Raw genomic sequence first — 26553 nt, forward strand, 5'->3', positions numbered from 1 at the left:
AGGTGGCTGTGGCCACCGACCTGGCGCCGCCTCCTGTGAAGGCGGCCACCAAGCCCGGGCGCCCCCGCGAGAGGCTGACCTTCAGGACCGCCATGCTGCGATACCGCTGGCTGTACCTGATGCTGTTGCCCGGTCTCGCGTACTTCGTCGTCTTCAAGTACCTGCCGATGTACGGCGTGACCATCGCCTTCCAGGACTTCCTGCCGTTCCTCGGCTACTCCGGCAGCCCGTGGGTCGGCTTCAAGCACTTCGAGGAGCTGTTCAACGGGCCGGACTTCGGCCGCCTGATGTTCAACACGCTGATCCTGGCGCTGCTGACGGCGGTCTTCGTCTTCCCAGCGCCGATCATCGTCGCGCTCATGCTGAACGAGCTGCGGCACAGCGTGCTCAAGCGGTCGATCCAGTCGCTGGTCTACATCCCGCACTTCCTGTCCTGGACGATCGTCGCCTCGCTGACGTACCTGCTGTTCTCCGTGGACTTCGGGGTGATCGCCACCTTCTTCCACGAGCTGCTCGGCGGCAAGAAGATCGACTATGTGGCCCAGCCCGACTGGTTCCGGCCGATCATCGTCTTCCAGCTGCTGTGGAAGCAGACCGGCTGGGGCACGATCATCTACCTGGCCGCGCTGGCGGGCGTGAACACCGACCTGTACGAGGCGGCCCGCATGGACGGCGCCGGGCGCTTCCGGCAGTTCTGGCACATCACGCTGCCCGCGATCCGGCCCACGATCGTGGTGATGGCCGTCCTGACGTCGGGTCACCTGCTCGACACCGGGTTCGAGCAGATCTGGCTGATGACCGGCGCGCTGAACCGTTCGTCGGCGGACGTGTTCGACACCTTCGTCTACTACATGGGCATCACCCAGGGCGCCTTCAGCTACTCCACGGCCGTCGGCCTGTTCAAGGGACTGGTGGGCGTCCTCCTGATCTTCGGCTCCAACTGGCTGGCCAAGCGCCTCGGCCAGCGTGGACTGTTCTAAGGAGCGCTTGCATGCCCAACCAGTCGACCACATACAAGCCCACGCTCGGCAGCCGCGTGTTCGACGTGCTCAACGTCGCCGTGCTGCTGTTCCTGGCGCTGATCACGATCCTGCCGCTGCTGTACGTGCTGGCCGGGTCGTTCGCCTCGGAGGCGGAGATCGCTTCACGGCCGTTCTTCCTGTGGCCGGAGAAGTTCGTCACCACCACCTACGAGTACATCTTCGACTCGGGCACGTTCGTCCGGGCGCTGCTCACCACGATCTGCGTGACGGCGGTGGGCACGGTGGTGCAGGTGCTGCTGACGTTCACGATGGCCTACCCCCTGGCCAAGCGGTACCTGCCGGGACGGACGCTGGTCCTCAACCTGGTCATCTTCACGCTCGTCTTCACCGGCGGCATGATTCCCACCTACCTGGTGGTGCGCGACATGGGGCTGCTCGACAGCTACTGGGCGCTGATCCTGCCGCTGGCGATCAACCCCTTCTATCTGATCATCGTGAAGAGCTTCTTCCAGGAGCTGCCGCAGGCGCTGGAAGAAGCAGCGCGCATCGACGGCTGCAACGAGATGGGCGTCTTCTTCAAGATCGTGCTGCCGCTCTCGAAGCCGATCATCGCGACGTTCTCGCTGTTCTACGCGGTGGGCATCTGGAACGACTACATGTCGCCGTTGCTGTACATCGACGACTCCAAGAAATGGACGCTCCAGGTGCTCGTCAGGCAGCTGACCAGCCCTGACGCCCAGAACGCGATGGCCATGCTGGAGTCGGTCTTCTTCCCCACCCAGGGACTGAAGTTCGCGGTGGTCGTCATCGCGACGCTGCCGATCCTGTTCTTCTACCCGTTCCTGCAGAAGCACTTCTCCAAGGGCGTGCTGCTCGGCTCGGTCAAGGAGTGACCCGTACGGTCCTGCTGGCCGGTGACTCGACGGTCGCCTCCTGTCCGGCGTTCGAGGCGCCGATGTCGGGATGGGGGGCGCAGCTCGGCGCCCATGTCGGCGGCCCGGTGCGCAACTTCGCCAAGGGCGGCGCCACCACGGCCAGTCACCGGGCGGAGGGATTGTGGGCGGCGCTCCTACGGGAGGCCGCCCTCGGCGACGTCGTGGTGCTCCAGTTCGGGCACAACGATCAGAAGGAGCCTGACCTGCCCTACCGCGACAACCTTCGCGACTTCGTCGAGGAGGCGCGTGGGGCGGGGGCGCTGCCGGTGCTGTGCACGCCGGTGCAGCGGCGCAGGTTCGACGGTGACCGGCTGGTGCCGACGCATGGGGACTATCCCGGCCAGGTGCGCGAGCTGGCGGCGGCCGAGGGCCTGCCGCTGATCGACCTGACCGCCGCGACCACCGAGCTGTACGAGCGGCTCGGGCCCGAGGGCTCCAAGGCCCTGTTCACCCATTTCGCGCCCGGCGAGCACCCGCTCTATCCCGACGGCGTCGCCGACGACACCCACTTCTGCTTTCGCGGCGCCGACGAGGTGGCGGCGATCGTCGCCGGGCGACTCAAGGAGATCTGTTGACCACGCTGAACTGGCTCGACCGGCCCAAGGAACAGGGCGTGACCTGGGGGGTCCCGTGGACGCGCGGCACGGTGGAGCGCGACTCCCCGTTCGCGCTCACCGATCCCGGGGGCCGCGCGGTGCCGGTGCAGAGCTGGGTGACCGCCACCTGGCCGGACGGGTCGGTCAAGTGGTCGGCGCACGCCATCGGGCCGCAGGCCCAGCCCGCCGCGTCGTACGAGCTGACGGCGGGACAACCTGGTGTGGTGCCGGAGCGGTCCGTCACCGTCGTCCGCGAGGGCGGCGTGCTGCGGGTGAGCACCGGACCCGTCACCTGGACGATCGAGGAGGCGGGTGACACGCTGGCCCGCTCCGTCTCCCACGGTTCCCGCGAGATCGCCAGGGACGTCCGGCTGGTCAGCCTCCACCAGGACGGCCCCACCCCGGACGAGGGCGGCACCGTCACCCGCGAGCAGGCCACGGGGATCATCCGCGAGGTCACCGTCGAACAGGACGGACCCGTCCGGGCTGTGATCCGGCTGACGGGCGACCACGGGGGCCGGCTGCCGTTCACCGTCCGCCTGTACTTCTACGCGGGCGCCGAGGACGTGCGCGTCATGCACACCTTCGTCTGGGACGGCGACCCGGAGCGTGACTTCCTGGCCGGGCTCGGCCTGCGCGCCGACGTGGTCATGCGCGACGAACTCCACGACCGCCACGTGCGGCTGGCCGGGCAGGACGGCTTTCTCACCGAGGCGGTACGCGGCCTGACCGGGCTGCGCCGCGACCCAGGAGAGGCCGTACGGCGGGCCCAGGTCGAGGGCAGGCCGTGCGGCCCGATCGGCAACCCCGAGGTGGCCAACCGCCTGCACCTCATCCCCGCCTGGAACGACTACACCCTCGACCAGACCTCGGCCGACGGCTTCACCCTGCGCAAACGCACCGCCGAAGGCCACGCCTGGGTGAGCGTGCCGTCGGGCACCCGCTCGGCCGGGCACGGCTACCTCGGTGGCGCGAGCGGCGGCCTCGGCTTCGGACTGCGCGACTTCTGGCGGCTGCACCCGACCCGGCTCGACGTCAGAGGCGCCGCCACGGACCTGGCCACCGCGACCGTCTGGCTCTGGTCGCCCTCCGCGCCCGCCATGGACCTGCGTTTCTACCACGACGGCATGGGCCAGGACAGCTTCGCCGAGCAGCTGGAGGGCCTGGAGATCACCTACGAGGACTACGAGCCGGGCTTCGGCCACGCCCAGGGCATCGCGCGGACCCATGAGCTCACGCTGCGCGTCCACGACGCCACGCCGTCATCAGAGGGCCTGGCCGGGCACGCGGACGCGATGAACGAGCCGGCGCTGCTGGCCGCCGCCCCGGAACGCGTCCGCGAGGCGGGCGTGTTCGGCGACTGGGCGCTGCCCGACCGCTCCATGCCCGCCCATGCCGCGATCGAGGACCGGCTGGACCTGCTGTTCGACTTCTACCGGCGTGAGCGGGAGCAGCGCAGGTGGTACGGGTTCTGGGACTACGGCGACGTCATGCACACCTACGACGCCGACCGGCACACCTGGCGCTACGACGTCGGCGGCTACGCCTGGGACAACTCCGAGCTCTCGCCCGACCTGTGGCTCTGGTACCAGTATCTGCGTACGGGACGGGCCGAGGTCTTCCGCTTCGCCGAGGCCATGACCCGCCACACCGGCGAGGTCGACGTCTATCACCTCGGCCGCTGGAAGGGCCTGGGCACCAGGCACAACGTGCAGCACTGGGGATGCAGCGCCAAGCAGCTGCGCATCTCCAACGCCGCCTACCGGCGCTTGTTCTACTACCTGACCGCCGACGAGCGCACCGGTGATCTGCTCGACGAGCTGGCCAGGCCCGAGGAGACGTTCCTGGTGATCGACCCCACGCGCAAGGTGCGCGAGGACGTCTACACCCCCGATCCGTCCGCCCTGGCGGTCGGGCTCGGCACCGACTGGGGCGCGCTCGCGGCGGCCTGGCTCACCCGGTGGGAGCGCTACGGCGACGAGCACGCCAAGGACAGGCTGCTGGGCACGATGGCCGGCATCGGGGCGCTGCCGCGCGGGTTCCTGACCGGCGAGGCCCGCCTCGACCTGGCCACGGGCCGGTTCGACACCTCGCGGGACCAGATCTCCGTCTCCCACCTGTCGTCGGTCTTCGGGCTGCCCGAGATGTGCTCCGAGCTGATCGCGCTCGACCTGGACGTCCCCGGCTTCGAGCAGGCGTGGCTGGACTACTGCCGGCTCTACCTGGCCTCCGCCGAGCGGCAGGCCGCCGAGGTGGGCCGGCCGCTGAGCGGCATCTCGCTGGTGCAGGCGCACAGCCGCCTCGCCGCGTACGCCGCGGCCCGCTCGGGCGACGCCGACCTGGCCGGCCTGGCCTGGCACAAGTTCTTCCTCGACGAGGGCGACCAGCTCAACAGCAACCCCCTGCAGCGCGAGCCGGACTGGCGCCTGACCCGCGTCGAGGGGCCGCACGTCCTGGCGCATGTGCTGGAGGCGCCGTTCGTCTCCACCAACGACGCCGCCCAGTACGGCCTGGCCGCGATCCAGAACCTCGCGCTGATCGGAGACCACTTGCCGGCCGACTGAGCAGGATTAAGCAGAGGTGGGGCTCCCGGCGAGGGCCCTACACTCTTCTGTATGCACACTCCCGATTGACCGGCGTCCCCCCACGCCCACCTCTTCTTACCCCTAGCTCGGGAGTGTTCCGTCAATCATGATCATCGCCAGTGACATCGAGCTGCGCGCGGGCGCGCGGCTACTCATAGAGAACGCCTCGTTCCGGGTCAATCCCGGCGACAAGATCGGGCTCGTCGGCCGCAACGGTGCGGGCAAGACCACGCTGACCAAGGTGCTGGCCGGCGAGGGCATGCCCGCCGCCGGGAGCGTCACCACCAGCGGCGCCATCGGCTACCTGCCGCAGGACCCGCGCACCGGTGACCTGCAGGTGCTCGCCCGTGACCGCATCCTGTCGGCCAGAGGGCTCGACGAGGTGCTGCGCAAGCTGCGCGCGGCCGAGCTCGGCATGTCCTCCGCCGACGTGCGCACCCGCGACAAGGCCGTCAAGCAGTACGGCCGGCTCGAGGACCAGATGCACGTGCTCGGCGGCTACGCGGCCGAGTCCGAGGCCGCCTCCATCGCCTCCAGTCTGGGCCTGCCCGACCGGGTGCTCGGGCAGCCACTGGAAACGCTTTCCGGCGGCCAGCGAAGGCGCGTGGAATTGGCGCGCATTCTTTTCAGCGGAGCGGAAACTCTCCTTCTCGACGAGCCGACAAACCACCTAGATGCGGACTCAATCGGGTGGCTTCGTGATTTTTTGCGATCGCATCAGGGCGGCTTGGTGATCATCAGCCACGATGTGGGCCTTCTTGAAGCGACGGTCAACAAGGTGCTGCACCTCGACGCCAACCGCAGTGCGATCGACCACTACAACGTCGGCTGGAAGGCCTACCTGGCGCAGCGCGAGAGCGACGAGAAGCGCAGGAAGCGCGAGCGGGCCAACGCCGAGAAGCAGGCGGGCGCGCTGCTGTCGCAGGCCGACAAGATGCGGGCCAAGGCCACTAAGGCCAAGGCCGCCCAGGACATGATGCGCCGCGCGCACCGGCTGCTGGCCGGCACGGAGGAGGAGCGCCAGAGCGACAAGGTCGCCAAGCTGCGCTTCCCCGACCCCCTGCCCTGCGGGCGCACCCCGCTCACGGGCGTGGGCCTGTCCAAGTCCTACGGCTCGCTGGAGGTCTTCACCGACGTCGATGTGGCCATCGACCGAGGTCACCGGGTCGTGATCCTCGGGCTCAACGGCGCGGGCAAGACCACGCTGCTGAGGCTGCTGGGCGGCGTCGAGACGCCCGACAGCGGCGAGATCAGGCCCGGCCACGGCCTCAAGCTCGGCTATTACGCCCAGGAGCACGAGACGCTCGACGCCGAGCGCACCCTGCTGGAGAACATGCGCTCGGCCGGCGGCGAGTTCACCGACACCGAGTTGCGCAAGGTGCTCGGCTCCTTCCTGTTCTCCGGCGACGACTCCGACAAGCCGGCGGGCGTGCTGTCCGGTGGCGAGAAGACCCGGCTGGCGCTGGCCATGCTGGTCCTGTCCAGTGCGAACGTACTTCTGCTCGATGAGCCCACGAACAACCTAGATCCGGTCAGCCGCGAGCAAGTTCTGAACGCTTTGAGGTCATATTCAGGAGCGATCGTGCTCGTCACCCATGACGAGGGTGCCGTTGACGCCTTGTCACCGGATAGGGTGATCTTGCTACCAGACGGAACTGAAGACGCGTGGAGCGAGGAATTTTCCGATCTTGTGGCACTTGCCTGATCTTAATTTGGGTGGGTACGGATCTTTTCCCGTGGAGTAGGTAGCCGATCCCGCTGAAATGACTGATCATGGCGGAGTAACGCTGCGGAAGTCCGGCACTACAGGAGGTACTCGTGGCCGAGACACTGAAGAAGGGCACCCGGGTAACGGGGGCCGATCGTGAAAAACTGGCCGGCGATCTCAAGAAGCGCTACGCCGCGGGCGAGAGCATCCGCGCCCTGGCCGCTTCGACCGGTCGGTCATACGGGTTCATCCACCGCATCCTGAGCGAGTCCGGTGTGACTCTGCGCGGGCGCGGGGGAGCGACCCGAGGCAAGTCCAAGCGCTGACGGCCGCCTCGGAACGTGCGACCGCAGCCGCTCGTCCCAAGTCAGCCGCCGTCGCGCCCGAGTCCCAGAATGACATTCTGTAGGCTCGGGCGCGACGGCTAAGGCAAATGAGGGAGCGGGCGATGGCGGAAGCGCAGGCGCCACAGCGTGGGGGGTACACGGAGGACGTCTCTGCCGAACGGCTGGCGGAGATCGGACTTCGCTTCGAGGTGGACGGTGAGATCGCGACGATCGCGCTGGATCGGCCCAGTAAGCGCAACGCACAGACGTTCGCGACCTGGGCGGCACTGGCTGACATCGGGGACAACCTGCCTGAGCAGGTGCGCATCGTCGTCGTGAAAGGTGAGGGACCGTCCTTCTCGGCAGGTATCGACCTGCGAATGTTCACGCCTGAGGGAGTGCCCGGACAGGGCTCGTTCAGCTCGGCGGCACAACTCGACACTACAGCGTTCGAGCAGCAGATCAGGAAAGCCCAACAGGGATTCCTGTGGTTCCGCCGACCGGAGATCGTCTCCATAGCGGCCGTGCAGGGGCACGCGATAGGCGCGGGGTTCCAGCTCGCGCTCGCCTGCGACCTGCGCATCGTGGCCGACGACGTCAAATTCTGCATGAAGGAGCCCGCACTGGGGCTGGTGCCCGATCTGACGGGCACCAAGCCACTGGTCGAGCTGGTGGGGCTGGCCAAGGCGATCGACATCTGCCTGACCGCGAGGACGATCGGGGCGGAGGAGGCCATGCGGATCGGCCTCGCCGAACGCGTGGTCGCGGCGGATGACCTGGCGCGAGCCGTACAAGACAAGATCGCGGAGCTGCTGTCCACCAACCGGGACGCGGCGGCGGCGACCAAGCGACTCCTCCAGGGCGCGCGAGCGCGCACCCTGGAGGAGCAGAGCGTGGCGGAAGGTGTCGAGCAGGCGCGCCGCCTCAAGGCGCTCTTCGGCTGAGCCCGGCTTCGCATCGAGCCGGCTCGAGAGGCGCTGGTGTGCCGCGTTGAGTCGGCGCGGGTGTCGCAATGGGCTGATCCGGTGGCGCCCGGGTTTCGCGCTGAGCTGAGCCGGGAATCGCACGGGCCTCCCGGGTGCTGAGCCGGGGGAGGAGGACCCCCGAATGGCGATGATGGGAGGGGGCTTCGGCCCCCAGGTATGGGCGTCCCTGCGGCGCGACGGCTCCGTGACCAAGCAGCGGCTCACCCCGGGCACGGTCCGGCGCATCGCGCGCTACGCGAAGCCCTATACCGGGCAGATAACCGCGTTCCTGCTGCTGGTGATGGCGGGCGCGGTGATCGTGATCGCCAACCCGCTGCTGATGAAGGCGATCATCGACGACGGCATCCTGCCCAGGCGCAGCGGCGTCGTGGTCGGCCTGGCCGTGGCGATCGGCGCGCTCGCGCTGGTCGACGCGGCTCTCACGCTCGTGCAGCGCTGGTTCTCCGCGCGCATCGGCGAAGGGCTGATCTACGACCTGCGCACCGAGGTGTTCGACCACGTGCAGCGCATGCCGGTGGCGTTCTTCATGCGCGCGCAGACCGGCGCGCTGGTCAGCCGGCTCAACAGCGACGTGATCGGCGCCCAGCGCGCCGTGACCAGCACGCTGTCCTCGGTCGTCAGCAACGTGGTCAGCCTGGTCCTGGTGCTGGGCGCGATGCTGGCGCTGTCGTGGCAGGTGACGGTGGTCGCGCTGGTGCTGTTGCCGATCTTCATCGTGCCCGCCAAGTGGGTCGGGCGGCGCATGTCCGCGCTGACCCGCGAGCAGATGCAGCTCGACGCCGAGATGAGCTCGGTCACGACCGAGCGGTTCAACGTGGCGGGCGCGATGGTGGCCAAGCTCTACGGCCGCCCCGAGGACGACACCGCCGTCTACAGCGCCCGCGCCGGCCGGGTGCGCGACGTGGGTGTGACGGTCGGGATGTACGCCACCGTGTTCCGGGTCGCGCTCGGCCTGGTCGCGGCGCTGGCCACCGCGCTGGTGTACGGCATCGGCGGCGTGCTGGCCGTCGGCGGCGCCTTCGAGCTGGGCACCCTGGTGGCCCTGGCCGCACTGCTCATGCGGCTGTACGGGCCCCTCACCTCGCTGTCGAACGTGCAGGTGGACGTGATGACCGCGCTCGTCAGCTTCGACCGGGTCTTCGAGATCCTCGACCTCAAGCCCATGGTGTCGGAGAAGCCCGGCGCGCGGCCGCTGCCGGACGGGCCGGTGACGATCGAGTTCGACGGTGTCGAGTTCCGCTACCCGGCGGCCGAGGAGGTGTCTCTGGCCTCCCTGGAGTCGGTGGCCAGGCAGGACACGGGCCCGTCCCAGCAGGTGCTGCGCGGCGTGTCGTTCACGGCCGGGCCCGGCCGGCTCATCGCCCTGGTCGGCCCCTCGGGGGCGGGCAAGACCACGATCACCTCCCTTGTCTCCCGGCTCTACGACGTCAACGAGGGCGCGGTCCGGATCAACGGGCTCGACGTGCGCGAGGCCACGCTCGCCTCGCTGCGCGACACCGTTGGCGTGGTCATGCAGGACGCTCATCTCTTCCATGACACCATCGGGGCCAACCTCCGTTACGCCCGGCCAGGGGCGAGCGATGAGGAGATCTGGGAGGCTCTCAGGGCCGCCCAGATAGGCGACCTCATCGAGGCGCTCCCCGACGGGCTGGACACCGTCGTGGGCGACCGCGGCTACCGGCTGTCCGGCGGCGAGAAGCAGCGGCTGGCGCTGGCCAGGCTGTTGCTGAAGGCGCCGCGCGTGGTGGTGCTCGACGAGGCCACCGCGCACCTCGACTCGGAGTCGGAGGCGGCCGTGCAGCAGGCGCTGAAGACCGCGCTGGCCGGTCGCACCTCGCTGGTGATCGCCCACCGGCTGTCGACGATCAGGGAGGCCGACGAGATCCTCGTCGTGCAGGACGGCCGCATCGCCGAGCGGGGCCGTCACGAGGAGCTGCTGGTGCGCGGCGGGCTCTACGCCGAGCTCTACCGCACCCAGTTCAGCGCTTCAGATAGCCCAGTCGCGTGAGCTCCTGCCTGGCGACCTTCTCCACCAGGGTGAGGTCGCCGGGCCGCAGGCGGGTGCGCCAGGAGCCGACCTCGGAGACGCGCGGGGCGTACAAACCGATCTTGGAGACGCGCGTCTCCAGGAACTCCGTGAGCGCCGCCACCGGCTCGGCCGGCCGCTGCACGAGATCCTCGTAGCGCAGCGTGAGGAGCTGGTCGGCGGGCAGCTCCTTGCGCAGCGTGGCGCTGAGCCGTACGGCGCTGCGCCAGCGCAGGGCGCTCTTGCCCGCGGCGGGCATGCCCTTCCAGCGGTCGCGGTGCTCGTCGCGGTTGACGCCGAGGAACGGGTTGGGGAACTCGGTCTCCTCCGACAGCATCACCGGCTTGAACCAGGCCAGGCAGTCCGGGTCGTCGAGCATGTCGGCGGTCACGTCGCGGCCGTCGCGGATGAGCTGCACGAACCGGGCGTCGGGGAAGGCCCGGAGCAGCACGGGCGCGCTGTAGAGCAGGTCGGGGCTGCCGTCGCCGAACCGGGTCACCTCGCTCGTGGCCACGCACGGGCCCATGCTCGTCACGCCGCCCGCCTCCCTGCACGCCTCGGCGCACTGGCCGCACGAGCGGGGCAGCACCTGCCACGACTCGGCCAGCGCGTCGCGCAGCACGCGTACGGCCCCCGACGTCTGGCCGATCGACGGCTTGCGGGCGAAGGCGTGCACCACGTGGGCGACGGACGCCCGGCCCATCGTGACGTGGAAGCCGGGGGACCGTTTCAGGGCGCGGGCGAGCAGGTCCGCGCCGGAGTGCGGAGCACCGAGCAGGAAGACCGGCCTGCGGACCTTGATGCCGTTGACCACGAGGATGTGGGGCGGAAGTCGCATACGACAGGTAAGTGTGACACCGTTTGGCGGGTGAAAAAGCCAACGTCGGCGTCGCCGCTCGTCCTGGAGTTGATCAATGCGGCAGGGTGACACCGTCGCCGTCGTCTCGCCCTCGGGGCCGCCGAACGCCGTCCTGCTCAGGCGGGGGGTCGAGCGCCTGGAGGGCCTCGGACTGAAGGTGGTGGTCGGCGAGCACGTTCTCGACCGCCAGGACCTTCCCTACCTCGCCGGAACCGACGCGGCACGCGCCGCGGACCTGCAGGGCGCCTGGTGCGACCCGGCCGTTTCCGCGGTGTTCTGCGCCAGGGGCGGCTACGGCGCGGCCCGGCTGCTCGGGCTGCTCGACTGGGGCCTCATGCGCGCGGCGGGACCCAAGACGCTGATCGGGTCGAGTGACATCACGGCGCTGCACCACGCGTTCGCGGCGGAGCTGGGCGTGCCCACGCTGCACGGCCCAATGCCGGCCTGCGACCTGATCGCCGACGAGAAGGGGGCCGAGCCGCGTACCTGGGAGCACCTGCGGGCCGCCCTGGCCCGCCAGGCGCCGCCGGTCGTCGGCGACCTGGTGCTGTCTCCCGGCCGGGCCGAGGGCATACTGGCCGGCGGTAACCTGTCGCTGCTCGCCTCCATGTGCGGCACCCGCTACCACCCGTCCTTCGCCGGGAAGATCGTGCTGCTGGAGGACATCGGCGAGGAGCCCTACCGCATCGACCGGATGCTCACCCAGCTCTTGCAGGCGGGTGCCTTCGACGGCGTGCGCGGGATCGCCCTCGGTTCGTGGGTGGGCTGCGGGGATCCCTATCCCGTGCTTAAAGACCGGCTGCTGCCGCTCGGAGTGCCGGTCCTGGCGGGGTTGCCGGTGGGTCACGGCGCACCACAGATGAGTGTGTGGCTTGGGGCTCTTGGGGCTATCGATACCGAATCGTGCTCGCTGGCTGGTCTGTTCCGCGACGAGGAGCAGGCAAGGTAGGAATACACGCATACGGACGAAACGGACAAAGGGGACACGGCGCGTGAACTTGTTCAGGCGTGACCGGGAGCCCTCGCGACGGTCGATCGAGGACACCGACCTGGACTCCCTGCTCGGGCTCGTCGCCGATTCCCTCGGCTTCACCTGCGTCTTCGCCGCCGACGGCGCCTCGCTGACGCTGAGTGGCGGCAGGGAGATCCTGGTCAGGCTCACCGGGCTGCGCCGCGAGGCGGGCCGCAGGCCCAGGGACGACTGGCCGGTGCTGGTCTCCGAACACCTCGCCCACGCGGTCGCGGCGGCCGACGAACTGCTCGACGTGTGCGATCTCGACCAGGTCAAGCCGCTGCTGCGGACCCGCGTCGAGGCGGTCGACGAGGTCGCCGACCTGACCAGGGTGGTCGGCCGCCACCTCAACGGCGACCTGGTCGAGCTGCTCACAGTGGGCTCCAGGCCGGTACGCCCCGAGGAGGCCGGCTGCTGGCCCGTCCCGTCGGGCCGGGCGCTGGAGCTGGCCGTCACGAACGTCGGGCGGGACGAGCGGCTGGAGATCGAGTCCATCGAGCTGTCGGGCACGCCGGTGTGGCGCCTGACCAGCCGCACCCCGGCCGCCGCCACCCATCTGCGTTGGCTCGGCGACTATCTGGCGTTGCCCGCCGACGGGGTGCTGGTGGTGCTGCCGGATCCGTACACGCTGATCGTGCACCCGGTCGACGGGATCGGCGTGGTGCGGGCGCTGGAGCGTCTGCGCGTGCACGCCGTACGCACCGACGGGCTCAGCCCGCAGGTCTACTGGTGGCACGAGGGGCGGCTGACCCTCATCAGGGCGGACATCGTCCTGCAGGACGGCCTGGCACGCCTCGTGGTGGCGCCGCCGCCGGAGTTCGCCAAGGTGCTGGCCCGGCTCGCCGCCTGACCCATCAGGATCAACCCCATCGGGGTCAACCCCATCAGGATCAACACAGCCGGGAGAGCGCGCGGGCCGCGTGCACCAAGGGGACGTGGCTGAACGCCTGGGGGAAATTTCCCACCATACGGTCGTATCGCGGGTCGTACTCTTCGGCGAGCAGCCCCACGTCGTTGCGCAGCGCGAGCAGCCGCTCGAACAGCCGCGTCGCCTCCTCCTTGCGTCCCTGCATGGCCATCACCTCGACCAGCCAGAAACTGCACGCCAGGAACGCGCCCTCCCCGCCGGTCAGGCCGTCGATGTCGTTGTCCTCGGCCACCGGGTAGCGCAGCACGAAACCGTCGGACATCAGCTCCTTCTCGATGGCCGCCACCGTGCCGGCCACGCGCGGGTCGTCGGCCGGCAGGAAGTCCACCATGGGCATGAGCAGCAGCGAGGCGTCGAGGGCCGTCGAACCGTAGTACTGGGTGAAGGTGTTGCGCGTGGGGTCGTAGGCCTTGTCGCAGATCTCGGCGTGGACGACGTCGCGCAGCTCCCGCCACCGGTCGACGGGGCCGGTCCTGCCGAACCTCTCCACGTACTTCACGGCACGGTCGAGCGCCACCCAGCACATCATCTTGGAGTGGGTGAAGTGCCGGCGCGGGCCGCGCACCTCCCACAGCCCCTCGTCGGGCTCGTCCCAGTGCTCGGCCACGTAGTCGAGCAGCTGGCGCTGGATCGCCCAGGCGCGGTCGTCGGCGGCCAGGCCGGAGGTCCTGGAGAAGAACAGGCAGCTCATCACCTCGCCGTAGACGTCCAGCTGGAGCTGCGTGACGGCGTCGTTGCCGATCCTGACCGGGCGGGAGTCCTCGTAGCCGTCGAGCCATGCCAGCTGCATCTCCGGCAGCCGCCGCTCGCCCGCGACGCCGTACATGATCTGCAGGTCCTGCGGGCGGCCGGCGATCGCGCGCAGCAGCCACGCCCGCCAGGCGGCGGCCTCGTCCAGATAGCCGGAGTTGATCAGGGCGTCGAGCGTCATCGTCGCGTCGCGCAGCCAGCAGTAACGGTAGTCCCAGTTGCGCACCCCGCCCAGGTCTTCGGGGATGGAGGTGGTGGGCGCGGCCACGATGGCGCCGGTGGGGTCGTAGATGAGGCCCTTGAGGGTGATCAGCGAGCGGACGACGGCCTCGCGGTAGGGGCCCTCATAGGTGCATTTGGCCACCCACTCGGTCCACAGCGCCTCGGTCTCGGCGAGCTGGGTCTCGGCGTGGATCTGCGACGGCATCGGCTGATGCGACGGGTGCCAGGTGAACACGAACGGCAGCCGCTCGCCCTCCTTGATGGTGAAGGTGGCGCGGTGCGCGTAGTCGCCGCCCTTGAGCGGGACGGGGGAGTGCAGCCAGATGGAGTCAGGGCCGCCGATCGCCTGGAGGTGGCCGTTGGTACGGCGCACCCACGGCACGATCCTGCCGTAGTCGAAGCGGACCCTGAGCTGCGTGGACATCTCGACCGTGCCCGAGACGCCCTCGACGATGCGGACCACGTCGGGGTTGCGGTCACGCGGTGGCATGAAGTCGATGACGCGGACCGTGCCCGTCGGGGTGTCCCACTCGCTCTCCAGGATGAGCGTGTCAGGCCGGTAGCGCCGCCGCGTGGCGGGCCGCCTGCCGGTGGGGCCGAGCCACCAGTGGCCGTTGCGCTCGCTGCCGAGCATGGCCGCGAAACAGGAGGGGGAGTCGAATCTGGGCAGGCAGAGCCAGTCGATGGAGCCGTCTCTGCCCACCAGGGCCGCCGACTGCATGTCCCCGATGAGCGCATAGTCCTCGATCCGCATGTATTGACGCTACCGGCGGGAGGGCGATCTCGCGGCCGCTCCGCGCACGTCGCGTCGTGAGCGGGCACGGCCGCGAGATCGGTCATGGGGAGCCAGCGGGCGAGTAGCTGGGATCACGACATGGGCAACCAGCGGGTGAGCAGCTGGGATCACGTCATGGGCAACCAGCGGGTGAGCAGCTGGGTCAGCGGGCCGATGGCCAGCGCGAAGATCAGGGTCCCGACGCCGACCCTGCCGCCGAGCAGCCAGCCCGCGGCCAGCACCATGACCTCGATGAGGAAGCGGGCGAGCCGGAGCGACAGGCCCAGCCGGGTCAGGCCGGTCATGATGCCGTCACGCGGTCCCGCCCCCATCCCCGCGCCGATGTACAGGACGGTGGCCAGGGCGATCGACAGCACGCCGAGCACCAGGTAGAGCCAGCTCGCCGTCCAGTGCGTGGCGGTGGGCAGCACGGAGAAGCCGGCGTCGGCGAACAGGCCGACGAACAGGACGTTGCTGATCGTGCCGAGGCCGGGCTTCTCCTTCAGCGGGATCCACAACAGCATCACCAGCACGCCGACCACGATGATGATCGTCCCGACCGACAGGCCCGTCCGCATGGCCAGGCCCTGGTGCAGGGTGTTCCACGGGGCGTTGCCCAACCCGGACACCAGCTGGAAGGCGATGCCCAGCCCGTACAGCGCCAGACCGCCGTAAAGACGCAGGAGGCGGATAGGGAGGGTGTTCGGGCGTGGGACGGTCGCTTCGCTCATAGTGGTCCCAGAGTGGCAGGGACGTGGCTTGCCAAAACAGGGCCAATCCCGGAAAGTGGCCTTTATGAGGCATTTGTCGGCGACTCAGGTGGCCAGGCTGGTGGACGTCCCGGCGGGCGCCCGGCCCTATTACCGCGCGCTCGCCGACGCCGTGCGCGCGCTCATCATGGACGGCCAGCTGCCGGTGCGGGTGCGCCTGCCCGCCGAGCGTGACCTGGCCAAGACCCTGGAGGTCAGCCGCACCACAGTAACGGCCGCCTATGACCTGCTGCGCGAGCGGGGCTACCTGGAGAGCAGGCAGGGCTCGGGAAGCTGGACCGCGCTGCCGGACCCGGCCATGTCGGCGGACAACCCGTGGCTGTCCGTCGACGGCGACGGGCTCATCCCGCTGCACTGTGCCGCCCCGCCCGCGCCGTCGGCGCTGGCCGAGGCCATGACCGAGGCCGTGGCGGACCTGCCCAGATACGGCATGGGCCACGGCTACGACCCGATGGGCCTGCCGGCGCTCAGGGAGCGGATCGCCGCCCACTACACCGGCCGCGGACTGGCCACCAGGCCGGAGCAGATCCTCATCACCACCGGCTCCCAGCACGCCATCCAGCTCGTGCTGGGCCTGCTCGTCGGCGCGGGCGACCCGGTGCTCGTCGAGTCGCCCACCTACCCGCACGCCATCGACGTGGCCCGCCAGCGCGGCGCCAGGATCGTGCCCGTCGGCATCTCGCACGAGGGCTGGCAGGCCGACCTGGTCTCCTGCGCCATGCGCCAGTCCGCGGCCCGGCTGGCCTATCTGATGCCCGACTTCCAGAACCCGACCGGCGCGCTCATGGACGACGCCACCAGGGCCGCGATCGCCGGGGCCGCCAGGCGTACGGACACCGTGCTGGTGATCGATGAGACCTGGTCGGAGCTGGCCCTGGACGAGGTGCCCCGCACGGCGCCCATGGCCGCCTTCGACACCGACAGCCGGATGATCAGCATCGGCTCGGCCTCCAAGCTGTGGTGGGGCGGGCTGCGCATCGGCTGGGTGCGCACCACGGCCGCGCTGGCCCGCCGCCTGGCCGTCCACCGCGGGGCCGTGGACATCGCCAGCCCGGTGCTGGAGCAGCTCGTGGTGGCGCGGCTGTTCGACCGGCTGGAGGAGACCAGGGCCGAGCGCCGCCGTACGCTGCGGGCCTCCCGCGACGCGCTCGTCGCCGGGCTGCGCGAACGGCTGCCCGGGTGGAGCTTCACCGTGCCCAAAGGCGGCGGCACGTTGTGGGTGCGGCTGGACGGCGGCTCCTCGGTCGCCCTCGCCGACGCCGCGGCCCATCAGGGGGTACGCCTGGCTCCGGGGCCCTGGTTCGGGCTGGAAGGAACGCTGGAGGGCTACCTGCGCCTGCCGTACACGCACCCGCCCCAGGTGCTCGCCGAAGCCGTCAGCCGGATCGCGGCGGCCCACGAGCGCGGAGCCACCGGGACCAGGCCGCGGCTGCCCGACTCGCTCATGCCGATGGTCTGAGGCGCCTGGCTCATTCCGGGGGTTTGACACCCCTGGCCAGCGGAGCGCGCCAGTTGTAGCGCATGGCGGCGATGCGCAGGCCGAAGGCCAGTAGGGCGGCGGCCAGCGTGGCGGGCCAGCCGTGCAGCCCGTTGGTGTAGAGCGCGGCCATCACCGCCGAGCCGAGCGTCGCGGGCACCGCGTAGAGCTGGCGGTCGTACAGCAGCGTCGGGATCTCCCCGGCCAGCACGTCGCGCAGCATGCCGCCGCCGACCGCCGTCGTGACGCCGAGCAGGGCCGCGTGCAGGGGGCCGAGCCCGTAGTCGAGCGCCTTCTCGGTGCCCACCGCGCAGAACAGCCCGAGGCCGGCCGCGTCGAGCACCAGGATGGCGGGCATCACCCTGGCCACGTGCGGATGCCAGAAGAACACGATGACCGTGGCCGCGAGCGGCACGAGCACGTACCCGGAGCTCTGGAAGGCGGTGGGCCGGACGTTGAGGATCAGGTCGCGCACGACGCCGCCGCCCAGCGCGGTCATCTCGGCGATCACCGCCATGCCCACCACGTCGAGCCGTTTGCGTACGCCCATCAGCGCGCCCGACAGGGCGAAGACGAAGATGCCTACGAGATCGAGAATTTCCGACACGAGAGAGATTTCTACCGGAGCGGCTTGGTGTGGTGCTCCGCCATCAGTACCCGCAGCCGACGGGTGAACACCAGCAGCACCACTCCCGCCACGACCGCCGTCGCGGCCAGGAGAAGATAGTAGGCGGGCTCGGACAGCACGTTGCTGAGCCGCCCGGTCTGCCCGCCGACCGCGTCGCCCACCGAGACCGCGATGAACCAGATGCCGAGCATCTGGCCCTTGAACGCCCGCGGCGCCAGCTTGCTGGTGACCGAGAGCCCGACCGGGCTCAGCGACAGCTCGCCGAACACCTGGATCAGATAGACCAGCACCAGCCACCAGACCGAGATCTTGCCCGTCTCGGCCAGCTTGGCCGCCAGCGCCATGACCACGAAGCTCAGACCCGCCATGAACAGCGCGAACGCGAACTTCTGCGGCGTGCTCACCCGGGTCCCCAGCTTCGTCCACAGCGCCGCGAACACCGGCACCAGGAGCAGGATGAACAGCGAGTTGAACGACTGCGTCGTCGCCGCCTGGATGGGGATGCCGAACAACGACAGGACGGTGTTGTTCTGGGCGAAGAACAGCAGCTTGCTCGGCGCCAGGTCGAAGATCATCCAGAAGATCGCGGCCGCCACGAAGAGCCAGATGTAGGCCTTCATCCGCAACCGCTCGTCCTCGGTCAGATCGTGGCTGCCGAGCATGATGTAGCCGAAGTAGAGCACCGGCACCGCCAGCACCACCACCGTCACCACGACCGTGAGCCTGGACAGCGTGAACGTCCCCGTCGCCACCCAGATCGCCATGGCCACCACGGTCACGGCCACCGCGAACGAGACGACCTTGACGGCCCGCGTCCGTTCGGACGGCGTCAGCGGCAGGCCCGGCTCGTCGCCGACGCCCCTGAGGCTCTTCCTGCCCAGCGTGTACTGCAGCAGGCCGAGCGCCATGCCGACCGCCGCCGCGCCGAAGCCCAGGTGCCAGCGGCCGCCCGCGGCCAACTGGCCCACCACGATCGGCGCGAGGAAGGCGCCGATGTTGATGCCCAGGTAGAACACCGAGAACCCGGCGTCCCTGCGCCCGTCGTCCTCGTCGCGGTAGAGCCGGCCGACCATGACCGAGATGTTCGGCTTGAGCAGGCCGGTGCCCGCGATGATCAGCAGCAGCCCGAGCCAGATGAAGAACGAGCCGCCGACCGGCAGGGCCATGCTGATGTGACCGCACATGATGATGAAGCCGCCCAGGAAGACGGACCTGCGCGGGCCCAGCACCCGGTCGGCGATCCAGCCGCCGGGCAGCGCCACCAGGTAGATCAGCGCGCCGTAGACGCCGACCACCGCCTGCGCGGTCTGCTCTGTCATGCCGAGGCCATGCTGGGCGGGCGAGGCCGCCATGAAGGTGGCCAGGATGGCGCGCAGGCCGTACCAGCTGAAACGCTCCCACATCTCGGTGCCGAACAGCGTCGCCAGGCCCCACGGATGCCCGAAGAACGTCCTTTCGCCCTTGGCCATGCGCCGTCCCCCTTTTGTGCGCGATCCATCACTCTACGTGACGACGATGTCGAGGCCTTGCCGCTACCCCGGCGGTGTGGTGCGATGCATGCCAGCTGAGCAAGTGACTACTGACTGGAGGCGGGTGCCATGGCAGATGTCCTCGAAGTCCGGGCGGAGATCGAGCGGTTAATCGCCGGCCGTACCGTATGCGGACAGCTCAGCGAGCTGGCCGAGCGCTACCCGGACGCACCCGCCTACTCCGACCCCGCCGACGGCGGCTGGAACACGCTGAGGTACGGCGAGGCCAGACAGCGGGTGCTCGAGATAGCGGCCGGATACGCCGCACTCGGCCTCGAACTCGGCGAATCCGTCGCGCTGATGATGGTCAACAGGAGTGAGCACGTGCTCGCCGACCTCGGCGCGGTGCACGCGGGCGGCGTCGGCTGCACCGTCTACTCGACGTTCGCGCCCGACCAGATCGCGTTCGTCGCCGCCGATGTGAGCGCCCGGATCGTGGTGCTCGGCGGGCCCGCCGAGCTGGCCCGCTGGCAGCCGGTGCTGGACCGGCTGACGGGACTACGCAAGATCATCATGCTGGAGGGCGCGCCCGACGACGACCGGTTCCTGTCCTGGCCGGACTTCCTGGAGCTGGGCCGCTCCGCGCTGGCCGCCCGCCCGGACGAGGTCGAGGCCCGCTGGCGCGCCGTGACGGCGGACGACGTGGCCACCATCCTGTACACCTCGGGCACCACCGGCCGGCCCAAGGGCGTTCCCCTCACCCACACGAACGTCTTCTACGAGGTCGAGTCGACCGACCGCATCACCTCGCTGCCCGTCCAGGGCACGCAGATCTCCTACCTCACCTACGCGCACATCGCCGAGCGGGTGCTCAGCCTCTACCTGCCCCTGGTGAAGGTCTCCCACGTGTACTTCTGCACCGACCTGGCCAACCTCGGCGCCACGCTCGGGCAGGTCAAGCCGATGATGTTCTTCGGCGTGCCGCGCGTGTGGGAGAAGATGATGGCCCGCCTGCTGGCGGTCCTCGCCACCCAGACCGACGAGCAGCAGGAGGCCGTACGACGGGCCATGGCCGCCGGCGTCGCCTACGTCGAGGCCGGACAGTACGGCGGCACGCTCACCCCCGAGATCGCCGCCGCCTACGAGCAGGCCGACTCCGCGCTGCTGTCCATCATCCGCGGCATGATCGGCTTCGACCGCGCCGAGTGGACCGCCACGGGTGCCGCGCCCCTCCCCGCCGAGGTGCAGCGCTTCTACGCCGGTCTCGGGCTCAAGGTCATCGACGTGTACGGCATGACCGAGACGACCGGTGCCTTCACCGGCAACAGCCCCTCCTGCTACCGCCTGGGCACCGTCGGGCGGGCGGAGCCGGGCGTCGAGGTCCGCATCGCCGAAGACGGAGAGATCCTCGCCCGAAGCCCCCTCAACACCCGCGGCTACCACAACCGTCCCGAGGACACCGCCCAGCTGATCGACGACGACGGATGGCTGCACACCGGCGACATCGGCTCGGTCGACGACGACGGCTTCTACCGGGTCGTCGACCGCAAGAAGGAGCTGATCATCACCGCCGGCGGCGAGAACATCTCCCCGGCCGAGATCGAGAACCACCTCAAGGAGCACCCCCTCATCGGCCAGGCCCTCGCCTACGGCGACAACCGGGCCTACCCGGTGGCCGTGCTGACGCTCGACGCCGAGGTGGCGCCCGGCTGGGCCCAGGCGCGCGGCATCACCTTCGGCTCGCTCGCCGAACTGGCCGAGCACTCCGCCGTGCTCAAGGAGGTGGAGGCCGCCGTCGTGGTGGCCAACGCCAAGCTGGCCAGGGTGCAGCAGGTCAAGCGGTGGGCGCTGCTCGGCACCGAGTGGACGGCCGAGACCGAGGAGCTGACGCCCAGCCTGAAGCTCAAGAGGCGGGTCATCCACGCCAAGTACGCCGACGTCATCGAGGGCCTGTACTCCGGCTGATCCTTTGCCGTTCGGGGCGTGCGTCGTGGTCCTGGTCATTACCAGATGCTTCCTAGCGTCTCGATCATGACCAGAAGTCTTCTTCTCGTCTCGCTCGCGGCGGGGGCCCTCGCGGTGCCCATACCGGCGTCCTCCGCAGCGACCGAGCTCGCCATTCGTGAGATCAACCTCAGGCCCGCAAGCCCCGTCGTCGGGGCCGGGAACACCGTCCGCCTGGTGATCGACGTGGTCGCCAAGGGGGTGAGCGGCAAGGACGGGGTGACCATCAAGGTGGAGCCCGGCTCCATGCCCGGCGCCACGGGCCAGACGCCCATCACCGGCGGATCGCCCGTCGGCGCCGTACCGTCGGTCCCCGGTACGCCTCCCGCCTCCTCCACGGGCACCGGGGTGCTCGCGCCCGGTCGCCGAAGCGCCTTGCGCGTCGCCGCTGCGGGCGTTCAGCCCGCTCGGGGTGTCAAGCGGGCTCCGGGCGGAGCGGCCGTCGTGGATCCCGCCCAGGCCGTGGACCCGGCGGCGCGGCCTGTCGGAGAGGGGTGGCCGGCCTGGTTCGGCCCGGACATCTGGGCCTCGGCCAGGCGGCCACAGCCGCGGCCCATCACCGTGGAGCCCGCGCTGCCGTTCATGCCGGCGTGGCGGACGGAGCCGGTCGGGATGCGGATGCTGGACGGCTGGCAGACCTGGCGGTTCATGCCCGACAAGGTCCTCACCCGCTTCTACCCGTCGGGCACCTGGACGATCACCGCCACCGCGACGGGCGACGACGGGCAGCGCGTGACGCGGAACCAGACGTTCCAGCTCAAGCGGGAGACCAAGATGTCGTCCGTACGGGCGGAGAAGGCGGGCGGCGCTGACTCCGTACGGCTGCGCGGCTCCCTGACCAGGGTGGACCCGCGCGGTTACGAGGACTACGCGCCGTTCGCGGACCAGCAGGTGGAGATCCTGTGGCGCGCGGAGGCCGAGGACACGTGGGAGCGGGTGGCGATCGCGACCACCGGCGAGACGGGCGACTTCGGCAGGACGGTGCGGGGCCGCACCGGCGGCTACTGGCGGGCCCGCTACCTAGGAACCGACCATTACGCCCCAAAGGTCTCAAAAATCCATGAAAGCGGGATAAACGCCTAAAAACGGCGCTATAAAGCCTGTCGGGTGAATTGTCGTTGCAAGATTGTGATCGGGGCTTTCGCAACTTTTCCTTTCCCAAACGCGTCAATGGCGTTGACGTGCTCTGTCCTTGGGGCGCGTTCTCCACACGGGGAAGGAAGTTCATTCATGATGCGACGTCTCGCCGCCGGACTGGCTGCGGCTGCTCTGGGCGCCACGGTCGTGGCGACCGCCGCCACTCCGGCGCTGGCGGAACCCGAGCCCGACGGTGGTCACACCGCCCTGCAGTTCGACGCCAACCCCGAACCGGCCTGGCGCGGCAAGCCCCTCAACCTCGAGGGCAAGCTGTCGGTGCAGTGCGAAGAGGACTACATCAGCGGCTTCGTGTCCGTCCACCACGCCGACTACTGCAAGGAGTCGGAGTCGTGGCACCGCCTCGGCTGGAAGCGGATCTCGATCCTCTTCAAGGCCGACGGCAGCGGCCGGTGGGAGTACGTGGAGTCGGTCCGGACCAGCCGTGACGGCTACTTCTCCACCCGCGTCCCGGCCTACACCTCGGGCACCTGGAAGGCGGTCTTCGAGGGCGCCGAGTGGCTCGACGGCTCACAGGCCACCGACTGGGTGAAGGTCGTCGGCCGCCGCCACTGACCGTACGCGGCTCGAGAAATGCCCGGTCCCCGGCACGGGGGCCGGGCATTTCTGGTCCAGATGGGCGCCCGTCACGGTGTAGCGGCCGGTATAGGCGCTGCGCCGGTCGCCGCGGGCCTCGTCGTAGCGCCCGTCCGGCAGCAGCTCCTGCCGGATGTGGCCGTCGGCCGTCACCCACATGCCGACCACGTTCTCGTTGGGCATCGGATCCCCCTCTGTCGCGTCGTCAGTCTCCGCCCGCCCCTGTCCGGTGACAGGCAGCGCTGTTCCTAGGTGCGCGCCACCCAGGCCGGCGAAGGAACGAGCGCCGCCATGGCGTAGAGTCCCGCGGATGATCGAAGAGCCGTTGGCGGGCGGTGGGGTCAACGAGGTCGTCCGGGTGGGAGACACCGTCCGGCGGCCGACCGGTCCCTGGACGCCGGCCGTACACCGTCTGCTGGATCACCTCGCCGCGGCCGGGTTCGACGGGGCGCCCCGCGCGCACGGGCTGGACGAGGCCGGCCGGGAGATCCTCGACTTCGTCCCAGGCGAGGTGGCGCACTACCCGGTGCCCGCCTACGCCTGGAGTGACGCCGCGCTGGAGGCGCTGGCCGTACTCATGCGGGCCTATCACGAGGCCACCACCGGCTTGGCGGCACAGGACGCCGAGTGGTACTTCCCGGCGCGCGAGCCGGCCGAGGTCATCTGCCACGGCGACATCGCGCCCTACAACTGCGTCTACCGCGACGGCCTGCCGGTGGCGCTCATCGACTTCGACACCGCCCATCCCGGGCCGCGCCTGTGGGACGTCGCCTACGCCGCCTACCGGTTCGTCCCGCTGTCGGCCGTCGGCAACGGCGAGGCCGTGCGGTCGGTGACCGAGCAGGCCAGGCGGCTCCGGCTGCTCACCGACGCCTATGGCCTCTCCAGCGAGGAGCGTACGGCCCTGCCCGAGGTGGCGGCCGAGCGGCTGCGGGCGATGGTCGATCACATGCGGCGGCAGGCGGCGGCCGGGAATCAGGCGTTCGCCGCCCACCTGGCCGCCGGGCACGCCGACCTCTACCTGACCGACATCGAACACCTCACCCGACACGCCACCGAGTTCTGGAACGCCCAGCGAGGAATCACCTGATCGCGAACCGCGTTGTCGTCCGGTGAGATGTCGGGTTTGGGAGCAGCCAGAAGGCCGACATAGGCTGGGCTCTGGCGACGGATTGGAGGTGACGCCATGTTGCGAGACTCGTTCGGACGGGTGGCGACGGATCTACGGGTGTCCCTCACGGACAAGTGCAACCTGCGCTGCACCTACTGCATGCCGCCCGAAGGGCTCGACTGGCTGCCCAACGCCCAGCTCCTCACGGCCGACGAGATCGTCAGGCTGGTCACGATCGGCGTCGAACGGCTGGGGATCACCGAGGTCCGCTACACCGGCGGCGAGCCGCTGCTGCGCCGCGAGCTGCCCGACATCGTCGGCCGCACCGTGGCGCTCGATCCCAGGCCGCAGGTGTCGCTGACGACCAACGGCATCGGGCTGGCCCGGCTGGCCGGGGTGCTCGTCGAAGCCGGCCTCGACCGGGTGAACGTCTCACTCGACACCCTCGACCGCGACACCTTCAAGCGGCTCGCGCACCGCGACAGGTTCGACGACGTCATCGCCGGGCTCAGCGCCGCCCACGAGGCGGGCCTGCGCCCCGTCAAGGTCAACACGGTCCTGATGCGCGACATCAACGACCACGAGGCCGTGCCGCTGCTGCGCTACTGCCTCGACCAGGGCTACGAACTGCGCTTCATCGAGCAGATGCCGCTCGACGCCCAGCACGGCTGGAGCCGCGAGGGCATGGTGACCGCCGACGAGATCCTCGCGATGCTGTCGGCCTCGTTCGACCTCACGGCAGACGATCTCGAGGATCGCGGCAGCGCCCCCGCCGAGCGCTTCCTGGTGGACGGCGGCCCTGCCCGGGTGGGCGTGATCGGGTCGGTGACGCGCCCGTTCTGCGGCGCCTGCGACCGCGTACGGCTGACCGCCGACGGGCAGATCCGCAACTGCCTGTTCGCCACCGAGGAGTCCGACCTGAAGACACCCTTGCGAGCCGGCGCCTCCGACGAGGAACTCGCCGCCCGCTGGATCGCCGCCGTGTCGCGCAAGCGCGCCGGGCACGGCATCGACGACCCGTCCTTCCTCCAGCCGTCCCGCCCGATGTCGGCGATCGGCGGCTAGCCAGGGGCCGTTACCGTGGGGGCGTGACGATCGGCGGAGAGTACGACGCGGTCATCCTGGCCGGGGGACAGGCGCGGCGGCTGGGCGGCCTGGACAAGCCCGGCTTGAGTGTCGGGGCGCGGGCGATGATCGAGGGCGTCGTGCTTGCGGTCTCCGGAGCCCGCAAGGTGATCGTGGTCGGCCCCGAACGCCCACTGCCGGGGGCGCTGTTCGCGCGGGAGGATCCGCCGGGCGGCGGGCCGGTTCCGGCGTTGCGGGCCGGGCTGCGCGAGGTCACGGCGCCCCGGGTGGTGCTGCTCGCCGGAGATCTCCCGTACCTCAGAGCCGGACACGTCGCCGAGCTGCTCCGCGCCTCGGATACGGGTGCCGGTCACGTCGGTGGCGGGGTCGTGGCGGTGGACGACGGCGGGCGGGAGCAGTGGTTGCTGAGCCTGTGGCCTGCCGAGACGCTGCGCCGAGCGCTGGACGGCTACACCGGGCGCTCTCTGAGAGGGCTGCTCGGACCGCTCGTCCACGCGCGCGTCGCGCTGCCCGGCCGGCCGTGGTTCGACTGCGACACAATGGACGATCTAGAGGAGGCTCGCATGAACGTGCTGAACGAGTGGACCGCCCTGGCCTGCCAGGAGCTGGGCATCGACCCGGCCCGCGTCGACCGGGACCTGATCCTGGACCTGACCAAGGAGGTGGCGCACGGCGTCGCCAGGCCCGCCGCGCCGCTGACCGCCTATCTGCTGGGGCTCGCCGAGGGCGCCGGCACCGCGCCCGAGGACGCCGTCGCCCGGATTACCGCGCTCGCCAAGAACTGGGGTGCGGCCACGACCGAGACGCTGACCGAGAGTTGACACCCCAACGAACTGTTGGTGTCAAGCCATGCTCAAAGTTGCCAATTTTCCGACAATAGTGAGCGGCACAGAGCGTAAACGATTTTGGGAAAGCGGCCCTACCCAACAGGGTTCCGGGGCATTGGACTGATCGTCCGAGTGAGAGTTTCCCCAGGAAAAGGGCGACGCCGGGTGGTTACGGGGGCAAACCACCCGGCGTCGCTTCATCGGCGTTCCGACGGGGGCCCGGAACGCCGGCACCAGCACTCCGACGGGGGACCGGAGCGCTTGCCTAAAGCGTACACCTACAACCCATGGGATGCGTCAAGACTTAGTCACGACCCGATCTCGCGTCGATGCCTTGGTATCTCGCTTTGGTTAGCTTCCGGTGTGTGAAAGGTAGGGGGAGGGGCATCCTTGCCCCTCTCATTGGCCCCGATTACGGCTATGTATGGCAAAAAGACGGCCGCGGCGATGAACAGCAGCCGGTACGGCCAGGGCACCGGGACGACCACGGCCAGGATCAGGCACAGCGTGCGGATCCCCATCTTGATGAGGTAGCTGATCTCCCGCCGGTGGATGTCCGAGGTCAGCGACGGTTTCGCGTCGGTGACCTGGTGGACGTCCTGCTTCTTGCGCCACCCCTTCATGACATCCACGGTAGACCCCGGGTGCGCCGCACGCGACAGCGGCCGGGGACGGCGGTAGCGGTCATGCGATCATGGGCTTTGGGTAAGAAGCCTTCGCGTGAGGAGCCTTCGTGTGAGGAGCCTTCGCGTAATGAGC

Annotated in this window: 24 protein-coding genes; 17 read left to right on the forward strand and 7 right to left on the reverse strand. The window is 69.8% G+C overall.

The genetic code is table 11. The features are described from left to right. Positions 1–8: 8 nt before the first annotated feature. The 8 genes from AB0H88_RS27905 to AB0H88_RS27940 all read left to right on the forward strand — a co-directional run bounded on the left by AB0H88_RS27905 (position 9) and on the right by AB0H88_RS27940 (position 10127). The gene (locus AB0H88_RS27905; protein WP_357649387.1) at positions 9–980 is read left to right on the forward strand and encodes an ABC transporter permease subunit; all 972 of its coding nucleotides are present in this window, start codon (positions 9–11) and stop codon (positions 978–980) included. Between the two features lie 11 nt (positions 981–991). Then, a complete protein-coding gene (locus AB0H88_RS27910; protein ID WP_357649389.1) occupies positions 992–1876 on the forward strand; it encodes a carbohydrate ABC transporter permease in 885 nt (294 codons plus the stop codon). After that, positions 1873–2493 (forward strand): rhamnogalacturonan acetylesterase, encoded by a 621-nt coding sequence (locus tag AB0H88_RS27915; protein WP_357649391.1) that lies wholly within the window; start codon positions 1873–1875, stop codon positions 2491–2493. Before AB0H88_RS27910 ends, AB0H88_RS27915 begins: the two co-directional genes overlap by 4 nt. Further along, positions 2490–5078, forward strand: coding sequence for a Tat pathway signal sequence domain protein (locus AB0H88_RS27920; protein ID WP_357649393.1), 2589 nt, complete (start codon positions 2490–2492; stop codon positions 5076–5078). Before AB0H88_RS27915 ends, AB0H88_RS27920 begins: the two co-directional genes overlap by 4 nt. 127 nt (positions 5079–5205) lie before the next feature. Then, complete coding sequence (locus tag AB0H88_RS27925) at positions 5206–6804, forward strand: ABC-F family ATP-binding cassette domain-containing protein (RefSeq protein WP_357649395.1); 1599 nt, start codon at positions 5206–5208, stop codon at positions 6802–6804. Positions 6805–6917: 113 nt separating this feature from the next. Then, positions 6918–7133 (forward strand): helix-turn-helix domain-containing protein, encoded by a 216-nt coding sequence (locus AB0H88_RS27930; protein ID WP_020547488.1) that lies wholly within the window; start codon positions 6918–6920, stop codon positions 7131–7133. A 122-nt stretch (positions 7134–7255) separates the two neighbouring features. Beyond that, the gene (locus AB0H88_RS27935) at positions 7256–8077 is read left to right on the forward strand and encodes an enoyl-CoA hydratase/isomerase family protein (RefSeq protein WP_357649397.1); all 822 of its coding nucleotides are present in this window, start codon (positions 7256–7258) and stop codon (positions 8075–8077) included. Positions 8078–8240: 163 nt separating this feature from the next. Next, a complete protein-coding gene (locus tag AB0H88_RS27940; RefSeq protein ID WP_357649399.1) occupies positions 8241–10127 on the forward strand; it encodes an ABC transporter ATP-binding protein in 1887 nt (628 codons plus the stop codon). Here the strand turns inward: AB0H88_RS27940 and AB0H88_RS27945 are convergent. Beyond that, positions 10099–10983: a sulfotransferase gene (locus AB0H88_RS27945; protein ID WP_357649401.1), complete on the reverse strand. Its 885-nt coding sequence runs from the start codon at positions 10981–10983 to the stop codon at positions 10099–10101. The two genes, AB0H88_RS27940 and AB0H88_RS27945, sit on opposite strands and share 29 nt — an antisense overlap. Before the next feature lie 76 nt (positions 10984–11059). On the opposite strand from AB0H88_RS27945, the gene AB0H88_RS27950 reads away from it, so the two are divergent. Continuing rightward, positions 11060–11953 (forward strand): LD-carboxypeptidase, encoded by an 894-nt coding sequence (locus tag AB0H88_RS27950; RefSeq protein WP_357649403.1) that lies wholly within the window; start codon positions 11060–11062, stop codon positions 11951–11953. Positions 11954–11996: 43 nt separating this feature from the next. Beyond that, positions 11997–12866, forward strand: a complete 870-nt coding sequence (locus AB0H88_RS27955; protein ID WP_357649405.1) for a hypothetical protein — start codon at positions 11997–11999, stop codon at positions 12864–12866. A gap of 40 nt (positions 12867–12906) precedes the next feature. On the opposite strand, the gene AB0H88_RS27960 is transcribed toward AB0H88_RS27955, so the two are convergent. Continuing rightward, positions 12907–14670: a glycoside hydrolase family 15 protein gene (locus AB0H88_RS27960; RefSeq protein ID WP_357649407.1), complete on the reverse strand. Its 1764-nt coding sequence runs from the start codon at positions 14668–14670 to the stop codon at positions 12907–12909. 149 nt (positions 14671–14819) lie between these two features. Beyond that, a complete protein-coding gene (locus tag AB0H88_RS27965) occupies positions 14820–15422 on the reverse strand; it encodes a hypothetical protein (RefSeq protein WP_357649408.1) in 603 nt (200 codons plus the stop codon). Positions 15423–15486: 64 nt separating this feature from the next. Between AB0H88_RS27965 and AB0H88_RS27970 the strand changes: the two genes are divergently transcribed. Further along, a complete protein-coding gene (locus AB0H88_RS27970; RefSeq protein WP_357649410.1) occupies positions 15487–16920 on the forward strand; it encodes a PLP-dependent aminotransferase family protein in 1434 nt (477 codons plus the stop codon). A gap of 10 nt (positions 16921–16930) precedes the next feature. Here the strand turns inward: AB0H88_RS27970 and AB0H88_RS27975 are convergent, their stop codons facing one another. Next, entirely contained in the window at positions 16931–17545 is a 615-nt protein-coding gene (locus tag AB0H88_RS27975) for a trimeric intracellular cation channel family protein (RefSeq protein ID WP_357649412.1), read from the reverse strand. Between the two features lie 11 nt (positions 17546–17556). Continuing rightward, a complete protein-coding gene (locus AB0H88_RS27980; protein ID WP_357649414.1) occupies positions 17557–19035 on the reverse strand; it encodes an oligopeptide:H+ symporter in 1479 nt (492 codons plus the stop codon). A 129-nt stretch (positions 19036–19164) separates the two neighbouring features. Here AB0H88_RS27980 and AB0H88_RS27985 point away from each other — a divergent pair, with 129 nt between their 5' ends. The 3 genes from AB0H88_RS27985 to AB0H88_RS27995 all read left to right on the forward strand — a co-directional run bounded on the left by AB0H88_RS27985 (position 19165) and on the right by AB0H88_RS27995 (position 22749). Continuing rightward, positions 19165–21000 carry a long-chain fatty acid--CoA ligase gene (locus AB0H88_RS27985; protein ID WP_357649417.1) on the forward strand — a complete coding sequence of 612 codons (1836 nt, stop codon included), beginning with the start codon at positions 19165–19167 and terminating at the stop codon, positions 20998–21000. 66 nt (positions 21001–21066) lie between these two features. Continuing rightward, the gene (locus tag AB0H88_RS27990) at positions 21067–22122 is read left to right on the forward strand and encodes a hypothetical protein (RefSeq protein WP_357649419.1); all 1056 of its coding nucleotides are present in this window, start codon (positions 21067–21069) and stop codon (positions 22120–22122) included. A 147-nt stretch (positions 22123–22269) separates the two neighbouring features. Continuing rightward, positions 22270–22749: a hypothetical protein gene (locus tag AB0H88_RS27995; RefSeq protein ID WP_357649421.1), complete on the forward strand. Its 480-nt coding sequence runs from the start codon at positions 22270–22272 to the stop codon at positions 22747–22749. Here AB0H88_RS27995 and AB0H88_RS28000 read toward each other — a convergent pair. Beyond that, positions 22705–22953 carry an Atu4866 domain-containing protein gene (locus AB0H88_RS28000; RefSeq protein ID WP_357649423.1) on the reverse strand — a complete coding sequence of 83 codons (249 nt, stop codon included), beginning with the start codon at positions 22951–22953 and terminating at the stop codon, positions 22705–22707. The genes AB0H88_RS27995 and AB0H88_RS28000 overlap by 45 nt on opposite strands. Before the next feature lie 127 nt (positions 22954–23080). On the opposite strand from AB0H88_RS28000, the gene AB0H88_RS28005 reads away from it, so the two are divergent. The 3 genes from AB0H88_RS28005 to AB0H88_RS28015 all read left to right on the forward strand — a co-directional run bounded on the left by AB0H88_RS28005 (position 23081) and on the right by AB0H88_RS28015 (position 25788). After that, positions 23081–23860: an aminoglycoside phosphotransferase family protein gene (locus AB0H88_RS28005; protein ID WP_357649425.1), complete on the forward strand. Its 780-nt coding sequence runs from the start codon at positions 23081–23083 to the stop codon at positions 23858–23860. A gap of 96 nt (positions 23861–23956) precedes the next feature. Next, positions 23957–24946, forward strand: a complete 990-nt coding sequence (gene moaA, locus AB0H88_RS28010; protein WP_357649427.1) for a GTP 3',8-cyclase MoaA — start codon at positions 23957–23959, stop codon at positions 24944–24946. A gap of 23 nt (positions 24947–24969) precedes the next feature. Continuing rightward, positions 24970–25788 carry an NTP transferase domain-containing protein gene (locus AB0H88_RS28015; protein ID WP_357649429.1) on the forward strand — a complete coding sequence of 273 codons (819 nt, stop codon included), beginning with the start codon at positions 24970–24972 and terminating at the stop codon, positions 25786–25788. 314 nt (positions 25789–26102) lie between these two features. On the opposite strand, the gene AB0H88_RS28020 is transcribed toward AB0H88_RS28015, so the two are convergent. Beyond that, complete coding sequence (locus AB0H88_RS28020; RefSeq protein ID WP_357649431.1) at positions 26103–26417, reverse strand: DUF3099 domain-containing protein; 315 nt, start codon at positions 26415–26417, stop codon at positions 26103–26105. Positions 26418–26553: the final 136 nt, after the last annotated feature.

This window comes from Nonomuraea sp. NPDC050680 (genome assembly GCF_040654555.1).
Taxonomy (GTDB): domain Bacteria; phylum Actinomycetota; class Actinomycetes; order Streptosporangiales; family Streptosporangiaceae; genus Nonomuraea.